Genomic DNA, 1,942 nt, shown 5'->3' with positions numbered 1-1,942 from the left:
GGCCCGCCCCGCCCTCGGGGTCCTGGCCGATCTCACCGGGCGGGACCGGGCCGTGGGACGCGAACAGGAACGGGGGGTACGGCTGGCCGTCGCCCATCACAACGCCCGGGCGGACGCGCCCTTCGAGATCGTGGTGCGCACCGAGGACGAGGGCGGTGCCGCGGGGGCGGCCGGGGCCGCCGGTGAACTCGCCGAGGACGAGAACGTGGTGGCCGTCCTCGGTCCGACGACCGACGGGGCCGCGATGGCCGCGCTGCCCGTGTGCGAGGACGCGCTGCTGCCCCTGGTCATGATCTCCTCCGGGCGGACCACCCTGGCCTCGGACGCCATGGGGGGCGAGAGCAGCCGGGTCCTGCTGCGCGCCGGCCCCTCCGACCTGCTGTTGGCCTGGCCGATCGGCGCGCACCTGGCCGAGGGGGCCGCAGTCGAGCGGCCCGGGCTGCTCCAGGACCGTTCCCTCGGGGTGAGCGCCGGCGAAACGATATCCGTGACCGCTCTGGTGGCACAGCGGAACCACGGGCACACGCCCTACCCCCGGGTGGTGCCGCCCGGGCTCCGGGAGAACGAGGGGTTCGCCCCGGTCGTGGCCGACATGCTGGACGCCGGTATCGACTCCTTCGTCTTCGCCGGCCCGCCGGAGAGCGCCGCCGCCGTCGCCCGCGAGTTGGCCGCCGCCGGGTTCGACGGGCCGCGATTCGCCCCGCAGGCGGTGCTGCACCCGGCGTTCATCGAACAGGCCGGCGACGCGGCGGAGGGCTGGCGGTTGATCGCCTCGTTCATCGATCCGGCGGCCACCCCCGGCGCGGAGGATTTCGTCGCCGCCTACCGGGAGGAGTTCGACGCCGAGCCCGGTTACTGGGCGGCCGAGGCCTACGACGCCGCCGGGCTCGTCCTGCGGGGGATCGAGAAAGCCGCCGCCGGCCGGGACGAGCCGCCCGCTCGCTCCCGGCTCGCCGAAGCGCTGCGCGAGGTCACGCACCGGGGCGTCACCGGGGAGTACGCGTTCGACCCGGAGGCCGGTGACCTCGGGAGCCGGGAGACCCACCTCTACGAGGTGCGCGACGGCCGCTTCGTCCCCCTCGGCCCCGCGTGATCGGATTCCACCCGTCCGGTTCGTGAAGAGGGAGGGATCTTGCGGGAGTTGACGTCCACCGATCCGGTTCGGGTGGGCGGGTACCGGCTGTTGCGGCGGCTCGGTGAGGGCGGTATGGGCGTGGTCTACCTGGCCTCGGGGCCGGGCGGCGGACTGGTGGCGTTGAAGCTGATCCGCGCCGAGTACGCGGAGGAGTCCGGCTTCCGCCGTCGGTTCCGCAGGGAGGCCGAACTGGCGGCCTCCCTGACCGGGCGGTGGACGGCACCGGTCATCGCGGCGGACCCCTCGGCCCCCGAGCCCTGGCTCGCGACCGCCTACGTTCCCGCGCCCTCCCTCGCCGAGGTGCTCGCCTCCCGGGGGACCCTGCCGCCGGGGGCGGTGCGGGTGCTCGGGGCACGGTTGGCCGGGGCGCTCGCCGATGTGCACGCGGCCGGGTTGGTGCACCGGGACGTCAAGCCGGCCAACATCCTGCTCGCTCTCGACGGGCCCCGCCTGATCGACTTCGGCATCGCCCGGGCCACCGGCGCGGCACCGCTCACCACGACCGGCGTCATCGTGGGCTCGCCCGGCTACCTCTCCCCGGAACAGGCCCGGGCCGGTGGGATCGGTCCCGCGAGCGACGTGTTCTCCCTGGGGTGCGTGTTGGCGCACGCCTCCGGCGGGCGTCGGCCGTTCGGCGAGGGCACGCCCGCCGGGGTGTTGTACCGGACGGTGCACGAGGAGCCGGACCTCGACGGTGTCCCGGAGCAACTGCTCGGGCTGCTGCGGGCCTGTCTGGACAAGGACCCGCGGTCCCGGCCCGACGCCCGGTGGGTGCGCGAGCGGTTGGAGGGGGGTTCGGGCCGGGAC

At 75.4% G+C, this 1,942-nt stretch carries 2 protein-coding genes; both read left to right on the top strand.

The features are described 5' to 3' along the window. Positions 1-1,093, top strand: a 1,093-nt coding sequence (locus FNQ90_RS21325) for a branched-chain amino acid ABC transporter substrate-binding protein (RefSeq protein WP_182607842.1), incomplete at its 5' end; no start/stop codon positions are given. 39 nt (positions 1,094-1,132) lie between these two features. Then, on the top strand, positions 1,133-1,942 hold an 810-nt coding region (locus FNQ90_RS21320; protein WP_182607841.1), incomplete at its 3' end, for a serine/threonine-protein kinase.

Origin of the sequence: Streptomyces alkaliphilus, assembly GCF_014141535.1 — a bacterium.
Taxonomy (GTDB): domain Bacteria; phylum Actinomycetota; class Actinomycetes; order Streptomycetales; family Streptomycetaceae; genus Streptomyces; species Streptomyces alkaliphilus.
Note: the sequence above shows the minus strand (reverse complement) of the source record. Positions and strands in the feature narration are given on the sequence as shown.